The sequence below is a fragment of the Comamonas faecalis genome (genome assembly GCF_039538025.1).
GTDB classification, from domain to species: domain Bacteria; phylum Pseudomonadota; class Gammaproteobacteria; order Burkholderiales; family Burkholderiaceae_C; genus Comamonas_C; species Comamonas_C faecalis.
In genome coordinates, this window is sequence record NZ_BAABBP010000013.1 from 54501 (window position 1) to 73963 (window position 19463).

Consider the following 19463-nt stretch of genomic DNA (forward strand, 5'->3'; position numbering starts at 1 on the left):
GTGAAAACGTGTTGTCTGTCTGACAACATTCTGTTAGGCTCCGCGCATTGTTGTCACATCGACAACATTTCCAGGAGCCGGCAATGCCCCCCACCCCCATCATTCGCGGAACCCAGGTCACCTACCAAGGCATCCCCTACACCGTCCGCAGCGTTGACGGCAACGTCCTCGCCCTCGAATCTGACGACGGCCACTTCTGCCGTTTCGCGCACGTCTCCAGCGTCATCGTTTGCCCGCCCCCTGCCGCAGCGCCTGCGGTTGACAGCTTGCCGGCTCCGGCCGCAGCAGTGCAGGGGGCGGGCATCCATTCCTACCTGTGGCATCAGGTCTTTTTGACTGATCCGGTTGGTCAGTGGCTTTGCATGAGCTTTAGTCGTGCGTGCCCTACCTGCGGTTTCGATCCCTTGCAGCCGCTTTGTCATCTGCCCCCCGATCCTCAGTTCATTTGTGACGGCTGTGGCGGCACCTTCGCAGCTGACCTGTCCCCTTGTTCTGACATGAGCACCCCCGCCCCCGTTGAGATCAACGGCCAATCCGGCCTGCTGCTGCAGCGCCTGCAGCGCGAAGACGCCAACCGCGCCGCCTGGATGGCGATTGCTGATTTCCTGGCCCTCCAGAACCTGCGCGACAGCCTGCGAAATTCCCAGCGCCAGGAGGCCAAGGCATGAGCACCAGCGCAAGTGCCGTCCGCCTGTATTCGGCCCCGCCCCGGGCCATGAGCCGCGCGGCAGAACGCATTGTTCTGCTGTCCGGCTCCTACCAACTGATGATGCAGCAGCCCGAGCGCAGCCCCTGGGCTGACCGCAGGCTGTTCGAGACCGAAGAAAACCTTCGCGCATTCGCTCACGACTACATCAGCCAGGCCACTACTGACCTGTATTTCCACGCCTTCCTGAGCCGTGAAGCGGCTGCGGGAAGGCGTTTTTCTTCGACGCTCGCGCAGGGCGCTTTTTTTCAGGCGGGCGTGGTAGCACCGCCTGAAAGTCTCATATACGAGAAAACGCCGGGGTTTGGGGGCTGCTGATGGCATACGACACCGTAAAGCTGCGCAGCCCCTACATCGATGAGTCCCTCATGCAGCGGATTGAGCAGCAATGCGTCCTGCGCTCCGGCCTGGATCTCGCATCCGGCCAGATCCTGTACGAACTGCACACCGGCGAACTGCTCGGCTCCTGGGACAGCCGGATCTCTGTTAAGCCCATGCGTGAAGAGTTTGTGTCCGACAAGAACGGGCGCACTGCCTTGCACCCCTGCGAACCGTACCTGTTCATTGAAGCCAGCGTTCACAAAATCCGCCTGGGCCATAACGTCTACGGTGGGCCCACTGACTTCCTGGCCGCATGCCGTGACTTTGTTGCGCTGGTCGAGGAGCTTTTGGGAACTGATTTGCCGGTTGCCGACTGGTGGACGGTCCACCGCGTGGACGTGGCGAACGTCTTCGCGCTGCCCCCGGCTGAGGTGGGGCGCTTCTTCGATTCCATGCAGCTTCTGAGCTTTCCGCGTCGTTCGAAGAAAGCCATGAAGACCAAGCAAAGCTGCTATTTCCCGGGCAAGACGACCACCGTGAAGTTCTATCACAAAGGTCCCGAATTTCAGGTTCACGACGCGGGCCGGCTCAAGCGCTTTTTCCGCCAGGTTTTCACCGCAATCCACGGCGTGGATGCGCAGAACCACGAACGTGCAGAAAAGCGCGTCGCGGCCTTGCAGCGCCTTGCAGACAACCGCCTGCGCGTCGAGGTCGAAATCCACAGCGACAAATTTCAGTATGACTTCGGACGAAACCCCCGCGTATCCGAAGTGACCGACGACTACTTGAACGGGGTACACGACAGCGAGATTGAGCGCATTTTGCGAGAAGGGAAACAAGGCATGGAAACCGTTCGAACCGAAGAAGCCGTTTGGCAAAGGCTGCACGCCCATCACCCCGCCCGCCTCGCCCACGTGCTGCATGCCTTCTGGCAAGTCATGGCCGTGCGCGGCGACGAAAAAACCCGTGAGCGGTACACGAAGGCCACCTTCTACCGCAACCGCAAATTGCTTGAGGCGTCCGGCATCAGCTGGCGCGGCTCTGATCTGGTCATCGTCGCAAACGATGCCATCCAAGACTTCGCGCCCCTGCGCGTTGATCGGCGTTTCTGCTGTGCCCCGGCGCGGAACCGTCCTGAGTACCTGTCCAGCCGGGATTTGATGCGCCTTGCCGCTTGAAAGAAACCACATGAACGCACCTGCAGTAACCCCTATGCCATCGGCCAAGCCTGTCCCGATGCAAGTCTTGATCCGGGGCCGCGTTGAAGCGACGCGGCGCTTCGACAAGACGCGCTACACGCGGATCGTGACGCCCGCTCCTGACCCGTACAGTCGCCCGCAAACCGTTGAGATCCGTTCCAAGGCAAGCATCGGCCAGGCCGGCGACGAAATCACCGTGGTGGCGATGCTCGGCGGCTACTCGCGCAAACCGTTCCGCGCGACGGACAAGGAAACGGGCGAAGTCTCCACGATCACGCCGGTGGATCTGACGTTGGATGCGGTCGAATAACCCGGCTCATTGCCTCGCGTGCGGGGCAGTGGGACGGGCTATTCCGTCGCATCCTCCGAAAGGAAAACCATGTTCCAAAAAATCCGCACCGCTGGCGCAAAGCTGGCCGCCGTCCCCGCCCTGGCCTTGATCGGTGTTTCGTCGGCCTATGCCGAGTTGCCGACTGAGGTGTCCACCGCTGTCACCGAATACAAAACCGATGCTCTGGCTGCAATCGGCATGGTACTGGCCGCTGGTGTAGCGATCTGGGGCTTGCGCAAGCTGGGCACCAAACTGGGCTGGTTCTAATGCCTGACTCCACCCCCACGGAAACCGGCTCCACGGTCACCGTGGTGGTGGAGCCTGCGCCTGTCAATCCTGATCACATTGCGGACATGTCTGCAATGTGGTCTCTTTTTTTGGTCGCTGCTGTCGTCATCTTTTGTGCGCGTCGGCTGCTTGACCTTTTCCGAGTTGACGAGTCATGACTTATGGCAAACGCTATCGAATTGCAATTCGCCTTGCTCTCTGCGCTACTGCTTTGGGTGGCCTTTCGCTAGCCTGGGCGTCCAGCTCGGGTAGTCCTGGCGGTTCGTCGGCCTATGACGCATTTCGGGCAAAAGTCGCTGGCAACAAGACGACTGTTGGCTATGGCTCCAACGGCACGCCGGTGGTGACAAGCTCGGCGGGCCTGGGTACGCCCCATGTAGCCGGCAACGTGGGCATTGATACTGCAAGTCCGGCTGTTAAAACCACTGCCACATTGCCGCTCGGTAATACCGGAAAAACGGTGGATACTGTCGCCAAGATGCCTCTGAATAAGGGTTCTGTCGCGCGCGGCATGGTGGATGCCATTAAAAAAGCTGTCCCTATTGGCGGATCAATTGTCGGCGGCGCGATTGGTGGCGTCGCCGGTTCTGCCATCTCTGCCTTGCTTGATTATGGTCTTAGTGGACTAAGGCTTGATGATGATGGTAATTTGGTGGGTGAATATGAGGATGAATCTATCCCGTCCTATCCATCTGACGGGCGTTTGTGGAGCGGTTCAAAAAACACCACTCATCTGACGGCTGAATTAGCTATGGATAGTTGGCGGCGTGATAACCCTACTTATAAAGAGGATGGGGCTTGTTATTCTGACGTTCAGAGTAATGGCAGGCCCAGTTTTAAATGCCCCTATTACTATACTTATTGGGGTACAAAATATGAGGTTGTTTTTACTACCAATCAATTGCTTAACGTGTCTAGTTGTGCGGCGGGTATGTATGTTGTTCAAAGTGATGATGGTTGGATTTGTTCGCCAACTTCTGGCAGGGGGCAATTAACTGGGCAGGCTCTTGAGGATTGGATTGCTTCGCGCAGCGGTTGGCCGACATCAGCCGCCAGGGCGACCGCTGGCATGTGGGAAGACGCCAGCCTGCGCGACATTTTGACTGCTGATGCTGGCCCGGTTGAACTCACGGGGCCGGCCTCTGTCCCTGGCGCGCAAACCACGACGCAAGAGCCCGTAAAGCTTGCCCCTGGAACCACGACCGAAGCGGCTCCGGGCACGACCACGGGCACCGACAGCGGCACCAAGGAAACCACCAAAGTACAGACCCATGATCTGACCTATGACGGCCCGAATGTGACCTACAAGACTACGGTAACGACTGTCACGAATATCACTAACAACGTCACGAACCAGACCAATATTGAGACCAAAACCGAAACCACGGAAAAAGACGCGCCTGACGAACCGGAGAAAGACGATTGCGAAAAGCGCCCGGATTCGCTAATGTGCGCTGACCTAGATAGTCCCCAGGGCGAGATACCCCGGAAAACTTTTAACGTGAGCTACAACGTAGAAGACAGTTTCGGCAATGGCTCCTGCCCTGCTGATGTTTATTCGATGGTCGGCGGCAAAAACATGCTGATCTATGACTGGCAGCAAACCTGCGGATATATCTCGTCCTATTTCCGCCCAGTGCTGCTTCTGGTGGCCGCATTCGCGGCAATGATGATCTTAATGCCGGGGAGAGCAGACGCATGAAACTGGGCACATGGTTGCTTGCGCTCATGGAACCCATGCTTGCGCGCATATTGGCCGCACTGGGTTTTAGCGTCGTGACTGTCACGGGCTTTGACCTGGCCGTGAATCAGATAAAGCAGCTAGTCATGTCGCAAGTGAATAGCCTTCCCATGGACATGCTCAATCTGTTTTTGTACGCGGGTGGCGGCTACGCCCTGGGCATGATCTTTGGAGCGGTCACAACAAAACTGCTGCTTTGGCAAATTCAAAGTGCCACGAAAATCCTGGGGGCAAACGTCGGATGATTACGGTAATCACGGGCACGCCCGGGGCCGGGAAAACGCTTTATACCGTGTCAAAGCTGTTATTGCCGTTGGTGGGCGCTACGGTGGATGTTACGGACGATAAAGGCGAGATTAAGAAAATCCCCCGCACCATTTACACCAATATCAAGGGCCTGCTGATTGATCATGAATTGATTGACGATGGCGACAATCAGGGGCTGCGAGACTGGCACAAATGGGCCAAGCCTGGGGCCGTCATTGTCTTTGATGAATATCAAAAAGCATGGCCGCCCAGGGCAAACGGCTCGAAAGTCCCTGACGATATCCAGGCGCTTGATACGCACCGCCATATGGGCGTGGATTTCATCCTGATCACGCAGAACGTCATGAACACAGATCGGCACGTGCATGGGCTTGTCAACCGCCATCTGCATGTGCGCCGCCTGGGCAATAGCAGGATGGCGGTAGTGTATGAATGGGATCATTGCAGCCGTGCTCTGATGTATTCCAAGGCGTTCACAAAATCGCCCTGGCGCTACGACAAAAAAGTCTTCAAGCTTTACAAAAGCGCGGAAGTTCACACCAAGCAGCCGCGCAAGCTGCCCGGCCTGCTCTGGTTCATCTTGGTCGGCCTGGGCTTTGCGGCCTATCTCGGCCCTTCGACCTATGCGCGGCTCAACGAGCGCATCGCAGGAAAGCCGCTGGCGGAAAAAGTCGCGGCCGCCCAGGTCGAGGGTGGTGCACCGACGATCACCACCCCTGCGGCGCCGGCCACGCCGAACCCTGTCCAGGCTCCCGACGCTGCGCCTGCGTTTGCCGGCTGCATCGCATCTGCGGAGCGCTGCGCCTGCTACGACAGCGTCGGGGAATTCGTCGAGCGCCCAACTGCGGAATGCCGGGCGCGAACCCGAAAAGCGGCCATCGTTTTGGCCGGTGGTACGTTCCCCGAGCCCCCGCCACGGCCGCAGGAAGAACCGCCAACCCTGCTACTGACGACGATCAACCCTAGAACATACCGATAAACAATAGGTGTTATTACTTATTGATTAATATTTATTTCAATAAAACATGAAAAAGACTTGACAATTAAAAAGTCAATAAAACTAAAAAAATAAATGCTAAGTATTTTCCCTGGTCGCACCCGAGAATATCGCGGCGACGCCCCTGCGAAAGGGATGGTTACGCCGCCCCGAGTGACGAGCGCCAGAGCGGGCAAGCTTGCGCCGCACGCTCTGGCGCTCGGAACGAATGCGGTTCGGATCCCGGGGTATGGGGCAGCGCCCCATGTTGCCGTCCAGCTCGCGCGCGTGCCCCGTGCAGTGGAAGTCATGGCATCCTGCGCGCCCCCTGCTGGCCTGGCCCGCGCGTGATGGTCAACCCTGCCGCATCCGCACGCCCGCACATGACAGCGAACCGAGCGCGGCCATGCCAGTGAAACCGCAGCCGCGGCCCCTCGTGTTTGATAAACAAATTGCCTGCAATACACTTCGTCACAAAGGAGGGCAGGGGGATGGGAATAGAGGATCGGGACTACTATCGCGAACGCTACGCGAAGCGCCAGGGCATGCGCTACAACGCGGCCAAAGGCACGTACAGCAGTGCGCAAGATTGGTATGCCCCGAAGCAATACCGCACGTACGTTGAAGACGGCCCCGAGCCAGAACCCGGCGAAACAAAGCGGCCGCCACCGAAGCGCCCGTCCGTCGCGCAAAAGGCCGCAGATCGTGGGTCCGGCCCGCCGGATATTCCAGGCTCTAACCTGCCCTGGTACATGCAAGCTCTGATCTATGCGGCTCTGACGTTCACGTGCGTGACCGCTTACAAGCTTCTGATCGGTAAAAAGCCGCGCATCGCTCCCAATCCGGTTGTTACAGCGCCTGCGTTCGTGCCTGAATCCGCACCGGTGCTGATTTACCGCCCGCAGCGCCCTCAGGTTGACACGGCAGCGCAGCAGGAGAAGATGCAGCGCAGACAGCTTGAGGATCAGCGCGCAGCAGCTGCGCACGCTGCCCATATCGCCAAAACGAAAGATCGGGATGCGCGGTGGAAACGCTTCTACCAACCATCGCCGCCTTGCCGCTCCAACCCTGGAACCGTCGATTGCGCCAATGAGTTCATCCGCGCGCGGCGCGCCTTCGACGCGTCCAACGAATGAGCTCAATGCATTGCTGGAAAAACCCCGGCCTATTCTGAGTTGACCATTTACGGATACGCCCGCGTCTCAACGCTCGAACAGAACACTGCCGCGCAGCTCGCGGCCTTCCGGCGTGCCGGCATTGAACACGTCGTCGAAGAAAAGCGCTCCGGCGTCAAAGACCGCCCCGAGCTCGACAAGCTCCTTCTGCAGCTGCAGGCCGGCGATACGCTCGTTGTCTACAAGCTTGACCGCCTGGCGCGCTCCGTCTCCCATTTCGTCAAAGTGTTCGACGCGCTCAAAGCCAAGGGCGTCGGCTTCCGCTCACTGACCGAAGCGATAGAGACCGACACGCCGCAGGGGCGCATGTTCCTGCACCTGCTGACCGCGTTTGCGGAGTTCGAAAGGGAGTTGATCAGGGAACGCTGCCTTGCTGGGCAACGTGCGGCGCGGGCCGCTGGGAAGACGTGGGGAAGAAAACGCTCGCTGTCCGACGAGGACACCGCTCAAGCCGTTGCAGCCTGGCGTAGTGGCTGGTACACGCAGGCCATCCTGGCCGACATGCTCGGCATCACTGTCCCCTGCATGCGTGACCACATACACCGGTACGAGAAGCGCGGGCGCTGGCGGGAGGAGTGACCTCGGTAAAATGATTCGATGCTTGACGATCGTTCCAGGTTGTTGCTCAAGGCGCTGGTGGAGCGCTACATCGCCGACGGGCAGCCGGTCGGTTCGCGCACGCTCTCGCGTGCGTCGGGCCTTGAATTGTCGCCTGCGACGATACGCAATGTCATGGCCGACCTGGAGGAACTGGGGTTGATTGCCAGCCCCCACACTTCGGCCGGGCGCGTGCCCACAGCCAAGGGCTACCGGCTGTTCGTCGACACCATGCTCACGGTGCACAAGGAGCAGCTGCCAACGGTGCAGATCCGGCCCGAGCAGCCGCAAAAGGTGATTGCCAGCGCGGCGCAAATGCTGTCCAGCCTATCGCAATTCGTCGGTGTCGTGATGGCGCCGCGGCGTGCCTCGGTTTTTCACCACATCGAGTTCCTGCGCCTGTCCGAGCGGCGGCTGCTGGTCATCATCGTCTCGCCCGACGGCGACGTGCAAAACCGCGTCATCTTTACCGAGAGCGACTACGTGCAGTCCCAGTTGGTGGAGGCGGCCAACTTCTTGAACTCGAACTACGCGGGACTGGCCATCGAGCAGGTGCGCGAGCGGCTCAAGGACGAGGTCGATCGTCTGCGTGGCGAAATCGCCGCACTGATGCAGGCGGCGGTCAGTGTCAGCAGTGAGGCAATGAGCGCGTCGCAGGATGAGGTGGTGATCTCGGGCGAGCGCAATTTGCTGGCGGTGTCGGATTTTTCTGGCGACATGGGCAATCTGCGCCGGGCGTTCGACTTGTTCGAGCAGAAGACGCAGATCCTGCGCCTGCTCGACATCTCCAGCCGCGCCGAGGGCGTGCGCATCTTCATCGGCGGCGAGAGCCAGGTCGTGCCGTTCGAGGAACTGTCAGTCGTCAGCGCACCCTACGAGGTCGACGGCCAGGTGGTGGGTACGCTGGGCGTTATCGGCCCCACGCGCATGCCGTATGACCGCATGATCCACATCGTCGATATCACCTCGCGCCTGGTCTCCAACGCGCTGAGCCACCGCCAGTAACGATCCTTGCGCCGCCCGTTTGGCTCGTCGCAAGTGCGCCGATGTCACGGCGGCCGCTCAGCCTCCTCGCCAGACCGGTAGATCCAGCGCAAGGGGCGCGGCGGCAAGCTGCACTTGCTACCATATTGCACTGCAACAGAGCTTGCGCCATTGAGACCATGGAACTCGACGACCCTTATCACGAACTTGGCCTGGCACCGGGCTCCAGCGATGCCGAGGTGAAGGCAGCGTGGCGCCGCCTGTCCGCGCGCTGGCACCCTGATCGCAATGACAGTCCGCATGCGCTGAGAAAAATTCAGTCCATCAATCGAGCCCTGGAAATGATCCGCAGCGCCCGGGACGAGCAGGAGGCTGAAGTCGAGGATCCCGCCCACGGTGCACAGGAACCCACTATCGAGCACACCATCAGCCTCACGCTCGAAGAGGTGGTGACCGGCTGCGTCAGGGAAGTGCGGGGAGAGGTGGTCGAAGACTGCGCCGAATGCAAAGGCAGCGGGCTGCAACTGCAGGCTACTGAGTGCAGCGAATGCAGTGGTGCTGGCCACATCCGGCAGCATCTCTGGTTCGCTTGGGTCGCGTCCACGGTCGAATGCGCAGCCTGCCATGGGCAGGGCAAGAAGCACCAAAGCTGCACTGCCTGCGCAGGCAGCGGCAAGGCACCAGCGAACAAATACCGCTGTCGGGTGCAGGTCGCGCCTGGCGCACGTGCTGGCGACCTGCTCGATGCGACGGCCCGCGTGCAAGGCAGTCAGCGCCGGCGCAAGCTGGCGCTGCGCGTGCGCGTGGAACTGCAGTCGCACGAGTTCTTCATGGCCGAAGCCGATGGAATCTTGAAGTGCGAGCTACCCGTCGACGGCTTTGCATGGATGGCCAACCGCTGGATCGAGGTTCCAACTCCTCGCGGGCTGCAGCAGATGAAGCTGCAGCGAGGTCACCTGAACTACCGTATCAAGAACGCGGGTCTGCCGTGGACGAACGAGGCAGAGGCTGCGGACTGCATCGTCACCGTCGTGCCGATGTTTCCGGATGAGTTCAGCCAGGAGCAGGAGGCAGCGATCGATCGGCTGGTGACCAGCAACTCCGGAATGGCCGGCACGTCGGCCGGCGATCGCATGGTGGCATGGAACCGGATGGTGAGCAGCTGGCAGGATCGGTGCAGGTGAACCCTCAGGGCTTCTGGTCAGCGGCTGTCACTTTAGAAAAGCTGGCGATGTGCGCCATCGATATCTCCGGTGATGGGGAGTCTTGCTGTAGTCAGCACTTTTACATGGATCTGGTTGCGATCCGTGGCTCAGGCCAACCCCGGCCGTTTTGCACGGAATTGGCACGAAATCGCCAGAAAACAAAACAGCCGCATCACTGCGGCTGTTCTAGATCTCTGATTCACAAAGAAATTCTGGTCGGGGTGAGAGGATTCGAACCTCCGGCCTCTACGTCCCGAACGTATCGATTTCTTGCATTTCTCCCTGGTATCTTTTTCCGTGATAGCATTTTTTGGGCCATTTTTGGGCCATTGGCGACGATGTGAGGCAAATGCGACATGGGGCAAATTACAAAGCGCGGGGAGTACCAGTGGCGGGCCAAGGTGAGGCGCAAGGGCTTCCCGGAACAGTCCCGCACCTTCACGTACAAGGAAGATGCCGAGAAGTGGGTTCGCACGGTTGAGAGCGAACTGGAAACCAAGGGGTTCATCGATCGACGGGAGGCTGAGAAGAACACGCTTGCAGCGATTCTCAAACGCTATCAGCAGGAGATAACGCCAGGCAAGAAATCTGCTGCCATCGAGTCCGTGAAGATCGATGTGCTCTTGCGCGATACGGCGCTGGTGGGTCTGAAGATGACGGCCATCACCAGTACGGAGGTTGCCAGGTGGCGTGACCGTCGACTCAAGGAGGTGACCGGGGGCACCGTCAATCGGGAAATCGACGTGCTTTCCACAGTGCTCAATCATGCGCGACGAGAGTGGGGCATCCATGTCGAGAACCCGATTCCGTTGGTGAAGCGGCCGGAAAAGGCACGTGCGCGAGATCGGCGGCTTTCGCCTGAGGAGGAAAGCTACTTGTTGGCGGCGCTGACGGGCGGAGAGCGCCAACAGGATGGAACCTTCACTAAGGGGGCGCGTAATCCGTGGTTGCTGCCGCTGGTGCGGCTGGCGTTGGAAACGGCAATGCGCAGGGGTGAGTTGCTGGCCCTTCAGTGGGAGAACGTCGATCTCAAGCGGCGCACCGCCCACCTGCCGGACACGAAAAATGGAGATGCACGCACCGTGCCGCTGTCCACGACGGCGGTCGGTATTCTGAGGGCGCTTCCTTCACGTCCGAAGGCGGAACACGGAAAGCCTGTTGAACCCGTTGCCGGGTCAGTATTCCCCACGACTGCAATGGCGTTGCGCAAGGGATTTACGCGAGCGATTGAGCGAGCGCAGCAGGACTACCTGGCTGACTGCAAAACCGCACGCAGAAAGCCGCAACCAGGCTTTCTGAGCGACGTTCATTTTCACGATACTCGCCATGAGGCGGCTTCGAGGCTGGCAGAAAAATTGTCCAATGTGCTGGAGTTGTCCGCAGTGACAGGGCACCGAGACTTGCGCATGCTCAAGCGCTACTACCATCCGCGAGCGGAAGATTTGGCCAAGAAGCTGGGCTGATGATTGAGGTGTTTTGCCACCTGATGGTGGCTGTATTTCTCCGGGTCTCGTAGAAACGAGTAGAGAGCAGACAACGCGTAGCGTTGTCTGCTCTAAAAATCCTCATGATTGTCAGGATTTGGTTGCATAAGAATTGGCTTGGGTAAAAATCCGCACGAACGAGTGTATTCATTGTCAAATCTTCTCATTTGGCTCAAAATCCTTGCAAACGTGAGGATTTACTATGAACATACCCATAATCAGCGCATCCGCCATCGGCCAAGTGGTGCGTGCCAGCCGCAAGGCGCAGAAGATTCGTCAGGATGATACTGCCGGCAGCATCGGCGTGAGCGAGAACTTCCTGGGCAAGGTGGAGCGCGGCAGCGAATCCGTGCAGTGGGGCAAGCTCTTTCAGGTGCTGGAGGGTTTAGGCATCCGCGTCATGGTGGATGTGCCAGAAGACGTGGCTGCACATCTTGAGGCTGTGCGCAGCAAGGGGCAGCCATGAATGGCCGCTCATTGCGTGCCTCGATCAACCAGCAGGAAGTCGGCAGTCTGCAAGAGGTGGCGGGCCTGTGGAGTTTTCAATACGCCGCAAGCTGGTTGAACCACCCGCAAGCCTTTGCGCTGAGCCCGTACCTACCCTTGAGCGCCGAGCCCTTGCTGGACGGCGCCAGTCAGCGCCCGGTACAGTGGTATTTTGACAATCTGCTGCCCGAGGAGGGGCAACGCACCCTGCTGGCCGGTGATGCCAAGCTGGATGCTGCCGACGCTTTCGGCCTGCTGGCGTGGTATGGCGCGGAGTCTGCTGGATCGCTGACCTTACTGCCGCCCGAGGCCGCGCCCCAAGCCACCGAGCCGTTGCGCCTTTTGCCTGATGAGTCCTTGCAGGCGCGCATCCTGCAGATGCCGAAGGCGCCATTGACGCACGCAGCCATCAAGCGCATGTCGCTGGCTGGGGCGCAGCACAAACTGGCCGTGGTCTTGCAAGAGGGCGCATTGTTTGAGCCCGCCGGTGCCACACCTTCCACCCATATCCTCAAGCCAGATCACCCTGACGAGGACTACCCCCACTCCGTCATCAACGAATGGTTCGTCATGCGCCTGGCCCAGCGGCTGGGCCTGGATGTGCCCCACGTGCATCGGCACTACGTGCCCTCGCCGGTGTACCTGATTGATCGCTTTGACCGAGTGTCTAGCCCCCAGGGGTGGCAGCGCCGTCACGTCATTGATGCCTGTCAACTGCTTGGCCTGGATCGCGGCTTCAAGTACAGCCAGGGCAGCATGGACAGCCTGGCGGCTCTGGCCAAGGCCTGCCGCAGCCCGGCTGTAGCGCGTACGCGGCTGTTTGGCTGGCTAGTGTTCAACGTGCTCGTGGGCAACAGCGATGCGCACCTGAAAAATCTGAGCTTTCTGGTCTCGCATGAGGGCGTGCAGCTGGCGCCGTTCTATGACCTGCTCAGCGTCGCCACCTACGACTCCCCAGCTTTTGACAAAAACGGCTGGCCCGCGCAAACCCCGCTGGCATGGCCCATTTTGGGCGTTCACCACTTCTCTAATATCCGCCGTGGCGTGCTGCTGGATGCAGGGGAAGCGTTGAATTTGGCCAAAGGCACGGCGGGGCGCCTGCTGGAAAATCTGCGCCATCGTTTGATGCCCGAAGCTGAAGCGTTGTACGCCGAGGTTGAAGCCGAGAACGCTCGAATCGTCCAGGCACGCCCAGAACTGGCGGCCACCCTGGCAGGCGAATTGCGCTGCCTCAGGGCCATCTTGCACACCACTCTCAAAGAGATGGCCAAGCAAATTGCCTGACACATGGCCACCGTAGATGTCACGATCTTCATGGATGTGGTTTTTGAAAATTGTAGTATGTAGTATAATAATACTATCTACATTTGGAGGGGTAATATGGCCATCAGCATCGAAGATGTTTATTCCGTCGCCGACCGGCTCGCTGAATCAGGCCAGCAGCCAACACTGGCAGCAGTGCGTTCGGCATTGGGTGGCGGAAGCTTCACCACCATCAGCGAGGCAATGAAGTCCTGGCGGTCAAGGCAACAAGCGGCTACAACTCCCATTCGTGAGGCCGCTCCTGTCGCCGTTATGGAGCGTCTCAATCAACTGGGTGCAGATGTGTGGGCGATGGCGATCAGCATGGCCAACGACCGCCTCGCCAAAGAACGGGAGGCCTTTGAGGACTCCAAGGCGGGGGTGGAGCGTGCCCATAAAGAGGCTGCCGAACTGGCCGACCAGATGGCCACCGAACTGGAATCAACACGAAACCAGCTTGAACAGCAGGGCGCACTGCTGAGCGCGGCACAGGAGGCTACCCAAACATCGCAGGCGGCATTGGCCGAGGCGCAGAGGCGCTCTGACAGCTTGGCTGAACTTCTGGAGCGCGAGCGAACGCTGAGCAAAGAGATGCAGGCCAAGGCCGAGAAAGCCATTGCCGATGCCGCCAGGCTTGCGGGAAAACTGGAGGTCTTGCAGGCCCAGGGCAACCTGGGGCACTGATGCCTTCCAGCCTGCACCGAGCGGGAAGGCTGGTTACATTCTGGCCGCTGCTTCGGATAACCAGGTCGCCTTGTTGTAGCAATAGTCAGAGAATTCCCGCTCAAGCGTGGTGCTGCCTAGCAGGAGGCGGCACGCCAGATCGGCCACGACCGCCAGCTCCTGTTCGTTACGCACCTCCAGTGGCGCAACCAGATCCAACCCCGTCGCCCACGACAGGCGCTTGCGCTTGCTGCTGGGGTGCACATCACAGTCAATCCCTTGCGCTGACAGCTCCTGCTCCATAGCTTGCAGATGCTGGAAATATGCACGTGATGCTTCAGACGGCGGGCGGCAGGTGTAGCTGACGATTTTCTTGCGCGATCGTCCTACCTTGCGGTAATTTGGAATCGCGCCTTGCGTCAACCAATCGTCAAACGGGAACTCGCCAGCCTGCTCCTGCGCCAGCTCTTCAATCGCATCGCGGTACACGTGGCGTGGATGCCGCCACCACACGATGACGCGCCGACGATTGAGGATGAAGCCCACGTCATCCCACCAAGACAGCGCATCCTGCTTGACCTCGGCATAGCTGTGCGGGACGAATAATCCGCCTGGCCCGAGCCGCCATGGATGGTTTCGGTGGTACTCGCGCTGCAAGCGCCCCAAGCGCTCTTGTCGGTGGTCTTTCATACACTCCCCTGCCGCAGGCGTGTTGCCCGCGCTTGGTCAAATTTTCCCGGCTGGACACAACTGCCGTTCATGTCCGTCACACCGCAAAACCCCACGCCGAAGGCCGCAAACCCCAGCCGCGCCTGATCGCGGCTGTAGTCCAGGCAGTCATGGTGGTGGCCATGGAGCGCCTTGCCCACACGCAGGCTGCGCGCCAGTTCATCAATGGCCTCAAAGCCATGTGGGTGGGCGCTGGGCGCCTCGTGCGTCACTAGGATATCGGCGCGCTGTGACACCAGGCCAAAGTAGTCCTCCGGAAAGATGGAACTGCGGTGCTTGCGCGGCAGGCCGTCGCGCCAGCGGTTGCCCCTGCCGCAGCGCGCGGTGAACTCCTTGGAACTCTCGTACAGCCAGTCCACCGGCGGCGTCCACACCTGCCCCCGGAACACACCGCCCAGTCCAGCAATGCGTACGCCATCGACCAGGGCGACGCGGCCGTGCAGATTCCTGTCCGCCAGTGCCGATCCAAACAGGTGGTCATAGTCGGCATCCGAGTCCGTGTCGTGGTTGCCATGGATAAACCACACTTCGGTCATCCCCAGGATGGATTCCAACTCCACCTCCAGCGGGCGCTGCGCCTGCAGGTCACCCAGGAAAACGATGGCAGCCGGGCGATCCCTGGAAACGATCTCCAGCACATGCCGGAAGTGACCGTGGGTGTCACCAAAGAAGTAAATCATTGCGCTTCCCCTGGCAGGGCAGCATCCACGTTGACCAGCACCTCCTGCCGGGTCAATCCCCGTGGCAGGGCCTGACCCGCCTGCAGCAGCAGGGCGGCGATTTCATCCTGTCGCGCCATCTTTTGTGCAGGAGTCCATTGGCTGGCGTAGCCCAGCTTGAGCAGCAACGCCCACTCCCGCCGAAGACCGTCGGCCTGCTTCTGGCTCATGGGCTGGGTATGGTTGGCGGTCATGTTCATCTCCCGTGAAGGATTGTTATCACCAGCATGGGCTTGCATAGAAGGGCAATTTCATAGATAGTTAGTTTAACTAGTGTTGTTAATTAAACAAGCATGGCACGTCCACGAACCGGCAGGCAGTCCTCCGCCGAATACCAACGCCGCTACCGGGAGCGCAAAAAGGCCCAGGGCGCGATGGCGCAAACCAACTGGATGCTGGACATGCGTCTGGCGGATGCGATCCGGCACGAGGCCAAGACCCGAGGCCTGCGCGAATCCGAGCTCGCCACAGAAATCCTGGGCGAGTGGTACGAGGCGCGGTTTGGCGGGCGGCTGCCACCAGCGCAGCCCGAACCGCTCCAGGGCACCGCCGCGCCCACGCCACCACCGACACCCATCAACGCCACGGTCGAGCTGCTGCTGGGCAAGTTGGAGGAGCTGGGTTTCATCATTCCGCTGCAGGGCATGGCCACGCAGTGCCTGCATGGGGACGAACGCAATGGCCTGTGGGCCACGGTCACCCTCAACGGGCTGGACGCCATCGAGTTCGGCCTGGTCGAGCGCAGCGACGGCCTGGCGCAAAACATCCTGCATTGTGTGGTGGACACGGTCGCGCGCCATGCCTGGCTGACCAGTGACGCCTATGGCGATCTGAACCAGGACAGGGACATCGGCACCAGGATCAACACCAAAGGCCTGCAGGCGCTTGACGATGTGTTTGCGCGGCTGCGCGAGTTCATCATGGCCAAGCGCAAGCCGCTGCACTACGAAGAAACGCTGGCCGCGCTTCCGGGCTATCTTGACCAGGAGCCGTCACGCTCGCTGCTGGTGCTGGCGTTTCAGCGCGTTGGTCTGGAGCTGGTGCATGTGGCACCCACCGATCTGGTGATTTCTGCTGCTGAGCCGCCGCAGAACATTGCGCTGCATGACTTGGAGGCACTGGCGCAATACGTGCACCGCGAATTCCTGCGCATGGGCAAAACGGTCTGCACCTTCTCGCTATGGGATGGCGGCGAGCTCATCGCCTTCGCACCCGAGGCCCGTGCCGACGTATATGCCGGGCTGCGGATGCAGTCGCCTGATACCGAGGGAGACCATCCATGAACACCACCGAAGCCGCCGAGCTGGCGGCTGAGCTGCGCAAGGCCGCACAAGACCTGCTGCTGTGCGTCAACACCATCGTGGGGCAGGAGCAGTCCCTGGCCGCTGACCTGCTGCGGCACTTTCCGGGGCGGCTGGAGTTGCTGGCCTTGCGTGTGGCGCCGCGCCCCCAGCCCGATCTGCCACCCGAGTGGCCGCAGTGGAATGCGTCCGGTGAAACCCATTTTCAGGCCCTGCTGGAACGCCAGCAGTGGAGGTTGCAACGTCGTTCGGAGAGGAACTCATCATGAATCGGAATCTGCGCGCTCTGCGGCACTGGCTTGCATGTGGCTTGGCTGTGTTCGGCGTTGGCCTGGCATGGGCACAAATGCCAGTGCCGCTGCTCGATGCCAATGCTCAAACAGCCGCACCCCCAGCCGCTGCACAGCAGCTCGAATCCTTGCTGCAATGCAAGGCCGGAACGGTGCTCAAGACCGATGAAGTGGAATCCAGGCTCCGCGCAATCGGCCTGGCCAAAGGGGCCGATGGCTTCTTTTTGCCTCCACAAAAAAGTCCTTGCCCTTCGCTGTTCGGGGACGAAGTGGTGGCCGCGCTGGTGACTGCCGCCGATGGCGAGAAGAAGGCGACCGTCTATCTGAAACACCAGACGGGCAAGCAGATGGCCAAACGGCTGGGCGTCAGCAAGATCGACGAACAGGCGGACACCGACGAGCCGTCCTACTTCAAGAAGACGAGCAAGAAGACGACCTTGCTGGTCGGCGCAGCGTCCGAGGTTTTTGTGGGCAATGACGGCATCAAGTACCAATCGGCGGTGGCTTGTCAGCAGGCCAGATGAGTGTGCGTCCGAGCCCCGGCGGATCGCTCGCTTTCTGACATTTCCCGCGAACCACAAGGGCTGGCTGGAGGTCGCGCCACCTCAGCTAGAACGCACTATCGCAAGGACACCGAGCATTGAGTGTCCGGCCTACCGCCAATTGGCGCAGCGTTAGTTGATACGGTTTTCGTTCAAATACATCACTGCGTTGGACTGCTTTCACTGGCTACCGCGCCAAGCTGTGTCGTGCGGCACCCCAGTTGGGAGCGTACTCGATGCCCACCTCCGCGAGGTCAACGGCGATATCTTCCTGGAGGTGGCGTGTGTTCGGTGCGAAGTACTCCTTGGTGTTAGACGAGGCAAAGACCATCGGGGCCGTCATTCCGGCAGCACGCAGCTGACTCGCCGCTTCGATGTAGGTCTCAACGATCACACAGTCCTTCATCGACTCCTTACCGCGCCGCGCAGGCGTGCGAGGCTCATTAACACGCCTCAATGCCCGACTGGCCACGCCATCGTTGTGAGGCACTACCTTGGCAACCTGCACCCACCGATCCAGCACCGGCCTCGCGCGGCTCACGTGGCCATCCAAATGACGGACTTGCAGCGGCCCTTGCGCTCCATACGCCCTCACCACATCGTGAATGCGCTCCGCCTGGGCGAGGAATTTCTGCAGGGCGGCTTGCGCTTCTTGCTCAACGCTCGCGACGTTGCCTGCGATCTCCAGGCTAACCTGTTCGGCCATCAGCACGGTCAGCTCCGAGCCCCCTTCAGCCATCGCGAGCAGGGCCAGCCCCGCGTTAACGTCCGAAGTCGTGACACTCTCCCGAGTAATGTCGCGAACTACATCAAGCACCGTGCATGTGTCCACATACAGCACCGGCAACCCCAGCCCCACGAGACGGGCGATTTCTTGGGGACTCAAACTCATGAGCGCGATTGGTCGTATTGCTCAAGCAGGCCGAGTGCGAATTCATAGTCGATCGCCAATTCGTGTGCCTTGTCTTCAGGCCAGCGCTCCACTTCGACCAGCCAACGAACGAGCTGATCAGCATCCAAACGCTTCGATGCGTGGTGTACCGCGATCAGGAAAACGTACCACCGATCCCGATCCATGGGATGTGCGGCCCCCGTGGACTTGTTGGCCAAGCGCGAGAAGCGCCTCAGCGCGGTAGTTGGCTCTGCGTCTAGCCAGTCGTCAAGGGACTGATGTGGCGAAGACAGCTCTACCTCGAAACCACCGACACGGGCCGCTGGCTCCGCGATCTTCGTCACGAAGTCGCGCAAGATGAGGTTGTACTTGGTGATACCTAGTTCGCCAACATTTCGGGGCACGATATTGGAGACCTTGTAGCCATCCCCCTCTTGCCAGAGCACGAGACCAGACTCGTCAACATCATCGAATGCGTCTCGCACGAGAACGATGGCATCCTCTTCGTCGGTCGCATGGTTCCGAATGTCTTCTTCCTGCTCCAGGGCGTGGTGCCATTGCCCCTGGACCTGTGCCAGGATGGACGCGCGAATCGAGCTCGCCGTTTTGCGCCCCTTGAGGTGCAGGTTTTGGAAGACCTCGATGTTCTTGTCCGTCATGTTGCTAGCCGTTGATGGTCATTGTGAGAATGCGAGAACAGGTAAATAGCCTTGTCAGCTCCAGATGGCAACTAGTTCAGCAATCTTGGTTGCGACTACCGCCATCGTATCTTCTGAGGTATCAAGACCGCTTCTCGAAGCTAACATGGGACTGACATCGCGGAGCGCTGTGTACGTCGTCCCGTGCACGATGGGAACGAGCCGATTTCCCTGCAGCAGAGTGGAAAGCTCTTTGTCGGCAACACCCTCTTTGGGAAGTCGTGCCAGCAATGCTGGGGTCACAAGGACAAGGCCGATTTTCGAAGCCGCCAAGCCTTTGTCGATTGCTCGCATCATCGGCACGCCAAGGCCAAGATCCTTTTCGCTGAACCAAACCTTGACACCAGCTGCATCGAGCAAATCATGAAGTTGTTTGGCGGGTCCTTGCCGGTCATCCCAAGCGTGACAGAGGAAGCAATCCCGAAGGTCCGGCTTCGCCGCCGCCTCTCTTTCAACAGCCTCACGTACCGGCGTGAGGGACGTCACCTGAGCAGGTGTGTACGAAACGGACGAATTCGCGCGCGACCAGCGCGGCCTTGAACTGCCACCGCCACTAGATCTTCCTCC

Annotated in this window: 25 protein-coding genes; 19 read left to right on the forward strand and 6 right to left on the reverse strand. The window is 60.0% G+C overall.

Translation table 11 applies throughout. The annotated features are described in order from the left end of the window. The first annotated feature begins 83 nt into the window (after positions 1-83). From ABD767_RS09120 to ABD767_RS09195, 16 genes are all read left to right on the forward strand, one after another. A complete protein-coding gene (locus ABD767_RS09120) occupies positions 84-668 on the forward strand; it encodes a hypothetical protein (protein ID WP_344869366.1) in 585 nt (194 codons plus the stop codon). Further along, the gene (locus ABD767_RS09125; RefSeq protein ID WP_344869368.1) at positions 665-1024 is read left to right on the forward strand and encodes a hypothetical protein; all 360 of its coding nucleotides are present in this window, start codon (positions 665-667) and stop codon (positions 1022-1024) included. The genes ABD767_RS09120 and ABD767_RS09125 overlap by 4 nt, the downstream gene beginning before the upstream one ends. Further along, complete coding sequence (locus ABD767_RS09130) at positions 1024-2205, forward strand: phage/plasmid replication protein, II/X family (RefSeq protein ID WP_344869370.1); 1182 nt, start codon at positions 1024-1026, stop codon at positions 2203-2205. The genes ABD767_RS09125 and ABD767_RS09130 overlap by 1 nt, the downstream gene beginning before the upstream one ends. 58 nt (positions 2206-2263) lie before the next feature. After that, positions 2264-2536, forward strand: a complete 273-nt coding sequence (locus ABD767_RS09135; RefSeq protein WP_344869372.1) for a single-stranded DNA-binding protein — start codon at positions 2264-2266, stop codon at positions 2534-2536. A gap of 69 nt (positions 2537-2605) precedes the next feature. After that, a complete protein-coding gene (locus ABD767_RS09140) occupies positions 2606-2824 on the forward strand; it encodes a major capsid protein (RefSeq protein ID WP_344869374.1) in 219 nt (72 codons plus the stop codon). Between the two features lie 175 nt (positions 2825-2999). Then, positions 3000-4547, forward strand: a complete 1548-nt coding sequence (locus ABD767_RS09145; protein ID WP_344869376.1) for a hypothetical protein — start codon at positions 3000-3002, stop codon at positions 4545-4547. Beyond that, positions 4544-4831 (forward strand): DUF2523 domain-containing protein, encoded by a 288-nt coding sequence (locus ABD767_RS09150; RefSeq protein WP_344869379.1) that lies wholly within the window; start codon positions 4544-4546, stop codon positions 4829-4831. Before ABD767_RS09145 ends, ABD767_RS09150 begins: the two co-directional genes overlap by 4 nt. Further along, positions 4828-5832 carry a zonular occludens toxin domain-containing protein gene (locus ABD767_RS09155; protein WP_344869381.1) on the forward strand — a complete coding sequence of 335 codons (1005 nt, stop codon included), beginning with the start codon at positions 4828-4830 and terminating at the stop codon, positions 5830-5832. Before ABD767_RS09150 ends, ABD767_RS09155 begins: the two co-directional genes overlap by 4 nt. A 488-nt stretch (positions 5833-6320) precedes the next feature. Beyond that, positions 6321-6965: a hypothetical protein gene (locus ABD767_RS09160; RefSeq protein WP_344869383.1), complete on the forward strand. Its 645-nt coding sequence runs from the start codon at positions 6321-6323 to the stop codon at positions 6963-6965. 39 nt (positions 6966-7004) lie between these two features. Beyond that, positions 7005-7583: a recombinase family protein gene (locus ABD767_RS09165; RefSeq protein ID WP_344869385.1), complete on the forward strand. Its 579-nt coding sequence runs from the start codon at positions 7005-7007 to the stop codon at positions 7581-7583. 18 nt (positions 7584-7601) lie between these two features. Next, positions 7602-8606, forward strand: coding sequence for a heat-inducible transcriptional repressor HrcA (hrcA, locus tag ABD767_RS09170; RefSeq protein ID WP_103045792.1), 1005 nt, complete (start codon positions 7602-7604; stop codon positions 8604-8606). Positions 8607-8764: 158 nt separating this feature from the next. Beyond that, positions 8765-9769, forward strand: a complete 1005-nt coding sequence (locus ABD767_RS09175) for a DnaJ domain-containing protein (RefSeq protein WP_344869387.1) — start codon at positions 8765-8767, stop codon at positions 9767-9769. A 377-nt stretch (positions 9770-10146) separates the two neighbouring features. Beyond that, positions 10147-11253: a site-specific integrase gene (locus ABD767_RS09180; protein WP_344869389.1), complete on the forward strand. Its 1107-nt coding sequence runs from the start codon at positions 10147-10149 to the stop codon at positions 11251-11253. 223 nt (positions 11254-11476) lie between these two features. Then, positions 11477-11740 (forward strand): helix-turn-helix domain-containing protein, encoded by a 264-nt coding sequence (locus ABD767_RS09185; protein ID WP_344869391.1) that lies wholly within the window; start codon positions 11477-11479, stop codon positions 11738-11740. Further along, on the forward strand, positions 11737-13044 hold the full coding sequence (locus tag ABD767_RS09190; RefSeq protein WP_344869393.1) for a HipA domain-containing protein: 1308 nt from the start codon (positions 11737-11739) through the stop codon (positions 13042-13044). The genes ABD767_RS09185 and ABD767_RS09190 overlap by 4 nt, the downstream gene beginning before the upstream one ends. Before the next feature lie 96 nt (positions 13045-13140). Further along, positions 13141-13746 carry a DNA-binding protein gene (locus ABD767_RS09195; protein ID WP_344869395.1) on the forward strand — a complete coding sequence of 202 codons (606 nt, stop codon included), beginning with the start codon at positions 13141-13143 and terminating at the stop codon, positions 13744-13746. A gap of 33 nt (positions 13747-13779) precedes the next feature. Here ABD767_RS09195 and ABD767_RS09200 read toward each other — a convergent pair whose 3' ends face one another. The 3 genes from ABD767_RS09200 to ABD767_RS09210 are packed head-to-tail and all read right to left on the reverse strand — an operon-like array spanning position 13780 to position 15367. Next, positions 13780-14415: a hypothetical protein gene (locus ABD767_RS09200; protein ID WP_344869397.1), complete on the reverse strand. Its 636-nt coding sequence runs from the start codon at positions 14413-14415 to the stop codon at positions 13780-13782. Further along, positions 14412-15134, reverse strand: a complete 723-nt coding sequence (locus ABD767_RS09205; protein ID WP_344869399.1) for a metallophosphoesterase family protein — start codon at positions 15132-15134, stop codon at positions 14412-14414. Before ABD767_RS09205 ends, ABD767_RS09200 begins: the two co-directional genes overlap by 4 nt. Then, positions 15131-15367 (reverse strand): hypothetical protein, encoded by a 237-nt coding sequence (locus ABD767_RS09210; RefSeq protein ID WP_344869401.1) that lies wholly within the window; start codon positions 15365-15367, stop codon positions 15131-15133. The genes ABD767_RS09205 and ABD767_RS09210 overlap by 4 nt, the downstream gene beginning before the upstream one ends. 99 nt (positions 15368-15466) lie before the next feature. Here ABD767_RS09210 and ABD767_RS09215 point away from each other — a divergent pair, with 99 nt between their 5' ends. Genes ABD767_RS09215 through ABD767_RS09225 form a run of 3 tightly spaced genes read left to right on the forward strand, consistent with a single transcriptional unit; the run spans position 15467 to position 17288 of the window. Continuing rightward, the gene (locus tag ABD767_RS09215) at positions 15467-16456 is read left to right on the forward strand and encodes a hypothetical protein (RefSeq protein ID WP_344869403.1); all 990 of its coding nucleotides are present in this window, start codon (positions 15467-15469) and stop codon (positions 16454-16456) included. Then, a complete protein-coding gene (locus ABD767_RS09220) occupies positions 16453-16743 on the forward strand; it encodes a hypothetical protein (protein ID WP_344869405.1) in 291 nt (96 codons plus the stop codon). The genes ABD767_RS09215 and ABD767_RS09220 overlap by 4 nt, the downstream gene beginning before the upstream one ends. Continuing rightward, positions 16740-17288 carry a hypothetical protein gene (locus tag ABD767_RS09225; RefSeq protein ID WP_344869407.1) on the forward strand — a complete coding sequence of 183 codons (549 nt, stop codon included), beginning with the start codon at positions 16740-16742 and terminating at the stop codon, positions 17286-17288. Before ABD767_RS09220 ends, ABD767_RS09225 begins: the two co-directional genes overlap by 4 nt. A 205-nt stretch (positions 17289-17493) precedes the next feature. Here ABD767_RS09225 and ABD767_RS09230 read toward each other — a convergent pair whose 3' ends face one another. From ABD767_RS09230 to ABD767_RS09240, 3 genes are read right to left on the reverse strand one after another with little or no spacing between them, the layout of a single operon-like run. Beyond that, entirely contained in the window at positions 17494-18198 is a 705-nt protein-coding gene (locus ABD767_RS09230; RefSeq protein ID WP_344869409.1) for a PIN domain-containing protein, read from the reverse strand. Beyond that, entirely contained in the window at positions 18195-18857 is a 663-nt protein-coding gene (locus tag ABD767_RS09235) for a hypothetical protein (protein WP_344869411.1), read from the reverse strand. The genes ABD767_RS09230 and ABD767_RS09235 overlap by 4 nt, the downstream gene beginning before the upstream one ends. A 54-nt stretch (positions 18858-18911) precedes the next feature. Continuing rightward, positions 18912-19382 carry a toll/interleukin-1 receptor domain-containing protein gene (locus ABD767_RS09240; protein ID WP_344869413.1) on the reverse strand — a complete coding sequence of 157 codons (471 nt, stop codon included), beginning with the start codon at positions 19380-19382 and terminating at the stop codon, positions 18912-18914. Between the last annotated feature and the right edge of the window lie 81 nt (positions 19383-19463).

Excerpts from the sequence above, each read along its gene's own strand:
- ABD767_RS09120 (WP_344869366.1), top strand. The coding sequence starts at position 84 with ATGCCCCCCACCCCCATCATTCGCGGAACCCAGGTCACCTACCAAGGC.
- ABD767_RS09125 (WP_344869368.1), top strand. The coding sequence starts at position 665 with ATGAGCACCAGCGCAAGTGCCGTCCGCCTGTATTCGGCCCCGCCCCGG.
- ABD767_RS09130 (WP_344869370.1), top strand. The coding sequence starts at position 1,024 with ATGGCATACGACACCGTAAAGCTGCGCAGCCCCTACATCGATGAGTCC.
- ABD767_RS09135 (WP_344869372.1), top strand. The coding sequence starts at position 2,264 with ATGCAAGTCTTGATCCGGGGCCGCGTTGAAGCGACGCGGCGCTTCGAC.
- ABD767_RS09140 (WP_344869374.1), top strand. The coding sequence starts at position 2,606 with ATGTTCCAAAAAATCCGCACCGCTGGCGCAAAGCTGGCCGCCGTCCCC.
- ABD767_RS09145 (WP_344869376.1), top strand. The coding sequence starts at position 3,000 with ATGACTTATGGCAAACGCTATCGAATTGCAATTCGCCTTGCTCTCTGC.
- ABD767_RS09150 (WP_344869379.1), top strand. The coding sequence starts at position 4,544 with ATGAAACTGGGCACATGGTTGCTTGCGCTCATGGAACCCATGCTTGCG.
- ABD767_RS09155 (WP_344869381.1), top strand. The coding sequence starts at position 4,828 with ATGATTACGGTAATCACGGGCACGCCCGGGGCCGGGAAAACGCTTTAT.
- ABD767_RS09160 (WP_344869383.1), top strand. The coding sequence starts at position 6,321 with ATGGGAATAGAGGATCGGGACTACTATCGCGAACGCTACGCGAAGCGC.
- hrcA (WP_103045792.1), top strand. The coding sequence starts at position 7,602 with ATGCTTGACGATCGTTCCAGGTTGTTGCTCAAGGCGCTGGTGGAGCGC.
- ABD767_RS09175 (WP_344869387.1), top strand. The coding sequence starts at position 8,765 with ATGGAACTCGACGACCCTTATCACGAACTTGGCCTGGCACCGGGCTCC.
- ABD767_RS09180 (WP_344869389.1), top strand. The coding sequence starts at position 10,147 with ATGGGGCAAATTACAAAGCGCGGGGAGTACCAGTGGCGGGCCAAGGTG.
- ABD767_RS09185 (WP_344869391.1), top strand. The coding sequence starts at position 11,477 with ATGAACATACCCATAATCAGCGCATCCGCCATCGGCCAAGTGGTGCGT.
- ABD767_RS09190 (WP_344869393.1), top strand. The coding sequence starts at position 11,737 with ATGAATGGCCGCTCATTGCGTGCCTCGATCAACCAGCAGGAAGTCGGC.
- ABD767_RS09195 (WP_344869395.1), top strand. The coding sequence starts at position 13,141 with ATGGCCATCAGCATCGAAGATGTTTATTCCGTCGCCGACCGGCTCGCT.
- ABD767_RS09200 (WP_344869397.1), bottom strand. The coding sequence starts at position 14,415 with ATGAAAGACCACCGACAAGAGCGCTTGGGGCGCTTGCAGCGCGAGTAC.
- ABD767_RS09205 (WP_344869399.1), bottom strand. The coding sequence starts at position 15,134 with ATGATTTACTTCTTTGGTGACACCCACGGTCACTTCCGGCATGTGCTG.
- ABD767_RS09210 (WP_344869401.1), bottom strand. The coding sequence starts at position 15,367 with ATGACCGCCAACCATACCCAGCCCATGAGCCAGAAGCAGGCCGACGGT.
- ABD767_RS09215 (WP_344869403.1), top strand. The coding sequence starts at position 15,467 with ATGGCACGTCCACGAACCGGCAGGCAGTCCTCCGCCGAATACCAACGC.
- ABD767_RS09220 (WP_344869405.1), top strand. The coding sequence starts at position 16,453 with ATGAACACCACCGAAGCCGCCGAGCTGGCGGCTGAGCTGCGCAAGGCC.
- ABD767_RS09225 (WP_344869407.1), top strand. The coding sequence starts at position 16,740 with ATGAATCGGAATCTGCGCGCTCTGCGGCACTGGCTTGCATGTGGCTTG.
- ABD767_RS09230 (WP_344869409.1), bottom strand. The coding sequence starts at position 18,198 with ATGAGTTTGAGTCCCCAAGAAATCGCCCGTCTCGTGGGGCTGGGGTTG.
- ABD767_RS09235 (WP_344869411.1), bottom strand. The coding sequence starts at position 18,857 with ATGACGGACAAGAACATCGAGGTCTTCCAAAACCTGCACCTCAAGGGG.